We start from the raw sequence: 7,588 nt of genomic DNA on the forward strand, positions 1-7,588 counted from the left end.
GACCAATTTATTGCAACCGCAGTAGGACAGCCTTAAGTCCGACAGGCTGCTAGGGGTTCTGGCCGGTAGGCATTAATCAAGGCTGCAATGAAAAAAAACCAAAAACGTATTCAGCTGTTATTCCATAGCAAAAAAATGAAGCTACCCCTACTCTGCTATAATTCTCTGCGCATCGTGCGTGGTTTAACAACCCCTTTCTCAGCTGGATTTTACGCTTCGTCACTGGTGCAAAGGGCTTTTTCTTCACCCACCGCTTAATCACATCTTGTTGATGGCAAATTTCCATGGCCCCTCAAGTTTTGACGGCGAGGAAACAAAATAACCTCAAATTGTCGTTATTCCTTAAACGAGCATACTTACATTTATTGATTCTATTTTGGATTGCTGGTCTCGTGCAGGCATGGGATGGAGTTGCTGGTCAACAGAGTAGTTCGCATCCACATCAGTCACAAGCAATGGATTCAAAAGAAAACACACCAGAGTCAACACTCCCGCACCCTCACTTACTCGAATGGCAACCGCCATCAATGACAACACTTGAAGATCAGATAAAGTCCCGTTTCTACATCCAACCTTCTCCAGAGTCAGGATATTCAGGAAGCGTTGAGCTGACTCTCACCATTCAGCCTTTTGAGCAACTGGTGATCTGCGCAGCACATATCCAGTCTAAAAATAACGCTGACATCATAAGTCTCTCTGAGGAGTTTGACCCTTCAACTTCGGGCAGTATTTTTTATTTAACCACCAAAAGCTGGCAGCTGGATATCACCCTGATAAGACCCTACCGATGCTCAGAAACACTCTTAAATAAATACAGCTATGACGTTGGTCAATTCATACTCTCCACTCAACCCATACTCGCTCTGGCAACCGCCAGAAGCCAGAAGGAAGATAAAAAAACGACGGAAAATGAACCAAATAAAAAGGGAAAAGGGCTGAACATAACAGGACTTCAGGCAGGATCGAAATTTGACAGAACGGAGAGTGGTGACGGTGGTGGTATTTTTTGGCCCGGCGATGACAATAACCAGCATTGGAAACCACACTGGATGGCACTGCAAAGCAATACCGACTGGGAGATCAGCATAGGTCCCATACTCAGACTGGACTGGGGCTGGCTGACAGAGTTGACAGGTGACAACCCTATGCACTGGCTGTTTGGAACCTGGAGTGGTGAGTCCGACAGAAGGCTGCGTGTAAATATCAATGGGAACCAGGTTAGTTCTTTGCGTCTCACTCCAACGCAATTCAATCAACTCCTCAAAAACCTGGGAAGTACACAACAAGTCATACGGTGGTTGAAGCCCCTGCTCAACGGACAGGCGGAGTTTATAGAACACCTGTTAGATATGTCCGAAGGCATTGAAGACCATGAAAAGGATATACAGGCTGCCATTATCGTTGAACGGATTGCAGCAGTGATTGAGCAGACTGATGAATTCGATCTTGATTTTGAGTTGAAGCTATTGAACGAAAAACAGGAGATAGTGAGATTGGAACCGGAGGGCACAGCTTCTGAAGAAATCATTAATGAATACATGCTGCAAGCACCAGAGGCGAGCGGCGTTAGTGATCAGTTATTGCAAGTAGCAAGAGGTGGTAAAAGCAGTGTTGGCCCCGATGCAGGTGCACAAGCTAATGGTATTGAAGATCAGCAGGCAGATTCACTTCCAGAAAATACAAAGAAGCAGTCTGGCCATGAAGAAAGAAGTCGATTTAGCTTACCTGAGCCATACACCTCTAATGGCTTGATCAATAGCTGGACGGTTAAAGGCATGCAAGTTGCTCTTATGCTCGGGCAAAATGGGTTGGAAGCCTGGGTTATGTCGGAGGATGGGAAAACGATTTTTATTCCCCCATACGACATTGTAAACATTCCAAAGGAAATCCAGAATGAGATCTGCCATTTGCGAGGATTTTGTAAAGGAACATGGGTAGACCTCCACAGATTAAACGACGGAAGTTATAAGGTATATGTTCATCCAAGATTAAGGGGTGGAGGGCCTATCGGAACGACTATAGGGGTTGCTTTAGGAGGCATTCAAGTTGCGGCTGGAGTAACACTTACATTGCGTACGGGTGAGCTGGAAGCGGCTGTAGGAGGAGCATTGATTAGCTCAGGGATACAAGGCTCAATATATAGCTGTAAAGCAAGAGACTGCGATCCAGGAGAGTATATCAAACAAAGCTTCATAGGAGGAATAAGTGGAGCAGTAGCTGGTTTGTGTACTTCCGGAGCATTGAAGGTATTAGGTAAATTTACTGGTTCAATAACCAGCGGAGCAACCCTAGGCAATGCCGCAACCACAGGCTTTTTAGTAGTGGATGACGTTCTTGCAGGAGCGGTTGGTGGATTTAGCTCAAATCTTGCCGAAAGTGCAACTAAAGCTGTAATTAATCGAGAAAACGGTACCTTTTTTACTAAAGAAACAGCAAGAAATGCTGTTATTGGAGCTTTTTCAGGTGGTACAGCCGGAGGTGTCGGGAATATATTAAGAGGGATATCATCCCAAGCAACGGCTCGCGTAATTAATGCTTGTGATGAAGAAATGGCAAGATCCAAACCTATGAAAGTTATTGCTGGAAGTTTAAGCGGATCTGTAGCGGGCGGTGCTACCTCTGCGATAAGTCGATTCAGCACTAATTGGCTCAGGGGAAACGACAAGCTGGATGGGTGTGGCTCCGCAGCGCTTGTAGGTGCAGGTATAGGATTTATAATCGGAGGTGTAAACGCTCACAGAGCATATTCTTACTATACCAAAAGGGAGCTAACCCCTGAGGAACGGGATTGTATTGATAAATCTGTAGCGGGCTATATACAGGAAATGGTAAATGAAAAATCTAAAACCGAGCCCTTTCTCTTTGAGAGAAATAAAGAACATAAATTACGCATAACAAAAACTAATGAGATAAAAGTTAAGGTGGATTCGTTAAATGATCGTATCTATTTTGAGATCCCATATCATGTGTTTTGCCGCATATATATAAGACCTATAATTTCTTTAAAATTAATTCCAAAATTTATTCGTGAAAGGAAGATATGGCAAGAGCATACAGAATTCGATATGACCCTGAGGACTGAAGTAAGTCTGAATCATTTTTGTAACACAGGGAAGGTTAATAATTACCATTACACATTTGATACAAAACCGATTATAAAACCCCTTGGAAAACTCCTTGGCCCTAAAATTTGCGTATACGGTGAGGCTAAAGAAATGATTGAGGAGGAACTAGAAAGCCTCTTTGCTCAATTAGAAAGTCGCTCTCCAGAAATAATCTCTGGGATTCAGGGCTATATAGCAAACTCAATACCAAATCAAATAACGTTTCTAGATCGAAAAATTATTCTTACTAAGACAAGTGATGGAGATTATGAATTTGATTCGAAAACCAACCAGCTTGTTTGGAACAACCCTGTTAAGGTTCAAATATTAAGTGAAAAAGTAATTGTCGGTGGAGTATTACAAGTCAGAGTATCTATACATAACGTTGAGCGAAATTTAGAAATTGATCAGATCCGACTGTCTATAGATGATTCAACAAAACTATTGCTGGGGAAACAAGATATGTCATTATTTCTGCCATCTCTATATACAGAATTAGAACATCAATTAAATCTTATCAGAAAGCAAATTTTAGATCGCTATTTTCAACGATGAGGATTTTGGTAAATGACTGAGCAGCCAAATTCCATGCCCATTCCAGAACTGCAAAAAGGCGACCTTCTGTTTCAACTTCGCAAGGGAGGAGAGCTGGAGTGGGTCATCAGTAGACTGTTTGCTGGTTATAACGGCATGGCCCTGAATCATGTGGCCATTGCGACTGAGAGCGGGGAGTTGGTTGAAGCGGTGATGCCAAAGGTTCAGACAATAACCCTGACTCAATTTATGGATAAATCGGTGTGCGATGGACTGGGACGACCATGCATTCTGGTGGCTCGTCTCAAGTCACCATGGCTTCCTTTAGTTAATAAAGCGTTGGCCTTTGCTGATCAGCAGTTGCACATTCCTTACAATAGGGACTTTTCTCCGCAGGGTCATGCTCGATCCGATATCAGTGAACGAGCCTGGTACTGTAGCGCTCTTGTTTTGGAAGCGTTCAGGTCTGCTAACGAGGGAGAACCGGTATTTCCAGAAACCCCCATGGGGTTCCGTGATCTGGAAACCGGAGAAATATTGCCTTATTGGGTAGACTTTTATCAGAAGGTAGGACAACCCATACCGGAAGGAGAGCCGGGCTCACACCCCGCCCTGCTCTCATGTTCGGATAAGCTTGATGTGATCAGAGTGGTAGGACAACTTCCCGCCAGACAGGCTACTAACGGGCAGCTTGTCTGAGCTGAAGGGTTGTCAGGTGGCTTCTGATCGGGCTGCCTGTAGATAAAGCATCTCAAGAGCAATCGTAGCACCCGCCAGAGCGGTAATATCGGCGTGATCATAAGCTGGTGCAACTTCAACCACGTCCATGCCCACAATATCCAGTCCCTGAAGACCTCTGAGCAGTTGCAAAGCCCGGTCCGAGCTCAGGCCGCCACAAACCGGTGTTCCGGTTCCCGGAGCATAGGCCGGGTCCAGACAGTCGATATCAAAGGTCAGGTAAACAAGACGATCACCTGCTTTTTCGCGTATTTTTTCGATTATCTCTGCCACTGGTGCACCGTTAACGTAGCTGGCATCCAGAACATTGAAACGGGTGTTCTTGTGATCGTAAGTGGTTCGAATACCAATCTGGGTTGAAGCCGAGGCATCAATCAACCCTTCAACCTGAGCATGATAAAACATGGTTCCGTGGTCGAACTTGCCACCCTGGTTATAGTCGTCGGTATGAGCATCAAAGTGGACCAATGCCAAAGGACCATGATATTTGGCGTGAGCTCTCAGCAAAGGCAGGGTAATAAAGTGATCGCCTCCAAACGACAGCATACGTTTGCCAGCAGACAATAGCTGGTCGGCATGCTGAAACAGGGTATCGCTCATATCTTGGGCGTTACCGCATTCAAAGACCAGGTCACCACAGTCAGCAATGGACAGATAGTCTTTCAGGTTGAAGAACCAGGGCCAGCGCTTGCCCTCCCAGGATAGGTTTACCGATGCCTTGCGAATGGCCTCGGGACCAAAGCGAGCACCGCTGCGTCCTGTAGTCGCCAGATCAAAAGGAATGCCGGTAATGATCAGGTCAGCTCCCGACTGAACAGGATTGAAATCCAACGGCTGTCGCAGAAAGCCAAAGGCGTTAGCGTAAAGGGAGTGGTCTTCCTTTTTTATCGACGTAGTCATGATTTTATCCCGTCAGTTCCACCGCCTGTAATGAGCGCTGCTCTTTGTGCTGGTAATGATTAAAGCTCATTTCATAGCCACACTGCAGAGGCAGACGGCACTCTGTCAGACAGCTGAACTCGCCATTTTCCCGCAAGGGCGCCGGTGCATTAAAGCCAATCAGATCCCAGCTCCCGGGGCGCAGGGCTTCCAGTAGCTTTTCCAGAATAGCGGTGTCTTCCATATTCAGGTTGGTTTCAAAGCTGACATAGGAGCTGTCTTCCTGAGGTGTGATATGGAAAGTGGCGTAACGATCATCCTTGATGGCGTTGAGAGAGTAGCCAAAGGGTTCAAACAACCAGTCACTCAGATCAAAATCTGGCAGGATTTCATCCAGTCTGAGCAATTGCCGGATGCCTTCAATCGTTTGTCCTTCACTACGAAGATAGTGAGCAGCTGCACCTTTGATATGATACATCAGTAATTCGCTGGTCTGATCATCCGCATGGGGATGATAGGGACGATTCAGATGGAAGATGTAGTTGTGGTGACTGTCCAGACTGCCGATACGGAAGGCACTACCCTCCAGCTCAGACTGAATCCGGTTAATGTCTTTCTCGAAAGACGTTTTCTGCAGATGCGACTGGTACTCATTTTTGCGTTGGAAACTGGCAAACAGAATGTGTTCATCAGCGATGTGTTCCAGAAAATAAAGGAATGCATCGGCCAGAGTCGTGGTTCCACAGGTCAACATCAGGAAGCGGTCTTCCCAAACAAACAGACTCGATTCTGACAGCAGATAAGCGTCGCAATAGTCATTACTCAGGGTCGTCAGAATGTCCGCCTGAGCCTTGGCCACCATATCAGACCAGAAGTCTTTGCCCAGCTCACGCAGCGAGCCCGCCTCGGCCGCTGTAATGACTTCTACTTTTTTTTCAGAGCCTTCGAAGAACATCACAGCTCAACTCCTCCCAGGTGTTCAAGGTAGGTGTAGCCCTTTAGGCCTGCTTCCAGCTCTTCCAGCACAGAGGTCCGGCTGGATTCTGGCAGATATTCTTCCACAAGTTTCTGATAGGTATGCAGGAAGCTTTCCGGTTTCAGATTCACGTATTTAAGAACATCTTCTACGGTGTCCCCAGCCTGGAAATCAAACATCTCAATTAATCCAAGGTCTGTGACACGAACGGATACTGTGTCGGTGTCGCCAAATAAATTGTGCATGTCACCAAGAATTTCCTGATAGGCACCAACCAGGAAAATACCAATCATGTAAGGCTTGTCCGAATGCCACTCAGGGACAGGCAGAGTGGTTTCTATACCCTGACCGTCAACGTACTGGTCAATGGTGCCGTCGGAGTCACAGGTAATATCGAGCATAACGGCACGCTTTTCGGGCGGGCGGTTCAGTCCGGAAAGTGGCAGCACCGGGAATACCTGATCAATACCCCAGGCATCGGGCAACGATTGAAACAGTGAAAAGTTGACGTAGAATTTGTCAGCCAGTTTTTCACTCAGCTCATCAATCAGAGGTCTGTGCGAACGATTTTTATGAGACAGCCGTTTGGACAGCTCATAACAGATTCTTAAATTAATACTTTCTGCCCAGGCTCTCTGTTCCAGATCCAGCAGGCCTATTCCGAATTGGGTATGAACCTCAGAAAGGTCACTCTGAGTATCGTGGAACAATTCAACCAGTGCCCGTTGCTCAACACCTTTCACCAGATCTTTCCAGGAGCCCCACATATTGTGGAGAAGTTGCGGGGCTTCTTTGCCCGGTGCCACAGGCTCTTCCGGCTCGTAGCTTTCGACACCCACTACGTCGGTGATCAGGACGGCATGGTGCGCCGTCAGATTTCTACCCGACTCCGATATAATCCTTGGCACAGGAATGGCCTGTTCAGCGCAAAGATCGCCCAGGGTATAAACGATATTGTTCGCATATTCCTGAAGGCTGTAGTTCATGGAACAGTTGCTCTGGCTTCGGGTACCTTCGTAGTCCACAGCCAGGCCGCCACCCACATCCAGACAATGGATCGGGGCACCCAGGCGATACAGTTCCGCATAAACTCTTGCACACTCGCTGATCCCCTTGCGGATATCACGAATATTCGACATCTGGGAACCCAGATGGAAGTGCAGCAGCTGCAAAGAATCCATGTTGTCACTGTCTTTTAGCCGCTTGATGACATTCAGTACCTGGCTGGCAGACAGACCAAACTTGGATTTCTCGCCACCACTGGCCTGCCATTTTCCCTTGCCTTGAGAAGCAAGGCGAACACGAAGACCCAGCCAGGTACTGAATGTCATCAAGCGGCTAAAAGACAGTGACAACA

5 protein-coding genes are annotated in these 7,588 nt (G+C 46.7%); 2 read left to right on the forward strand and 3 right to left on the reverse strand.

What is annotated here, in order from left to right; genetic code table 11:
• Positions 1-284 precede the first annotated feature (284 nt).
• Positions 285-3,659 (forward strand): hypothetical protein, encoded by a 3,375-nt coding sequence (locus tag KDK18_RS04095; RefSeq protein WP_257253400.1) that lies wholly within the window; start codon positions 285-287, stop codon positions 3,657-3,659.
• A gap of 12 nt (positions 3,660-3,671) precedes the next feature.
• Positions 3,672-4,337 carry a YiiX/YebB-like N1pC/P60 family cysteine hydrolase gene (locus tag KDK18_RS04100; RefSeq protein WP_257253401.1) on the forward strand — a complete coding sequence of 222 codons (666 nt, stop codon included), beginning with the start codon at positions 3,672-3,674 and terminating at the stop codon, positions 4,335-4,337.
• A gap of 12 nt (positions 4,338-4,349) precedes the next feature.
• Here the strand turns inward: KDK18_RS04100 and speB are convergent, their stop codons facing one another.
• The 3 genes from speB to speA all read right to left on the reverse strand — a co-directional run.
• Complete coding sequence (gene speB / locus KDK18_RS04105) at positions 4,350-5,276, reverse strand: agmatinase (protein ID WP_257253402.1); 927 nt, start codon at positions 5,274-5,276, stop codon at positions 4,350-4,352.
• 4 nt (positions 5,277-5,280) lie between these two features.
• Positions 5,281-6,210, reverse strand: a complete 930-nt coding sequence (locus KDK18_RS04110; RefSeq protein ID WP_257253405.1) for an S-adenosylmethionine decarboxylase proenzyme — start codon at positions 6,208-6,210, stop codon at positions 5,281-5,283.
• On the reverse strand, positions 6,210-7,588 hold a 1,379-nt coding region (gene speA, locus KDK18_RS04115), incomplete at its 5' end, for a biosynthetic arginine decarboxylase (RefSeq protein ID WP_257253403.1). The genes speA and KDK18_RS04110, both read right to left, overlap by 1 nt.

Source organism: Endozoicomonas sp. SESOKO3, from assembly GCF_024606255.1.

Coding starts and splice junctions, on each gene's coding strand:
- KDK18_RS04095 (WP_257253400.1), top strand. CDS start 285: ATGGCCCCTCAAGTTTTGACGGCGAGGAAACAAAATAACCTCAAATTG.
- KDK18_RS04100 (WP_257253401.1), top strand. CDS start 3,672: ATGACTGAGCAGCCAAATTCCATGCCCATTCCAGAACTGCAAAAAGGC.
- speB (WP_257253402.1), bottom strand. CDS start 5,276: ATGACTACGTCGATAAAAAAGGAAGACCACTCCCTTTACGCTAACGCC.
- KDK18_RS04110 (WP_257253405.1), bottom strand. CDS start 6,210: ATGTTCTTCGAAGGCTCTGAAAAAAAAGTAGAAGTCATTACAGCGGCC.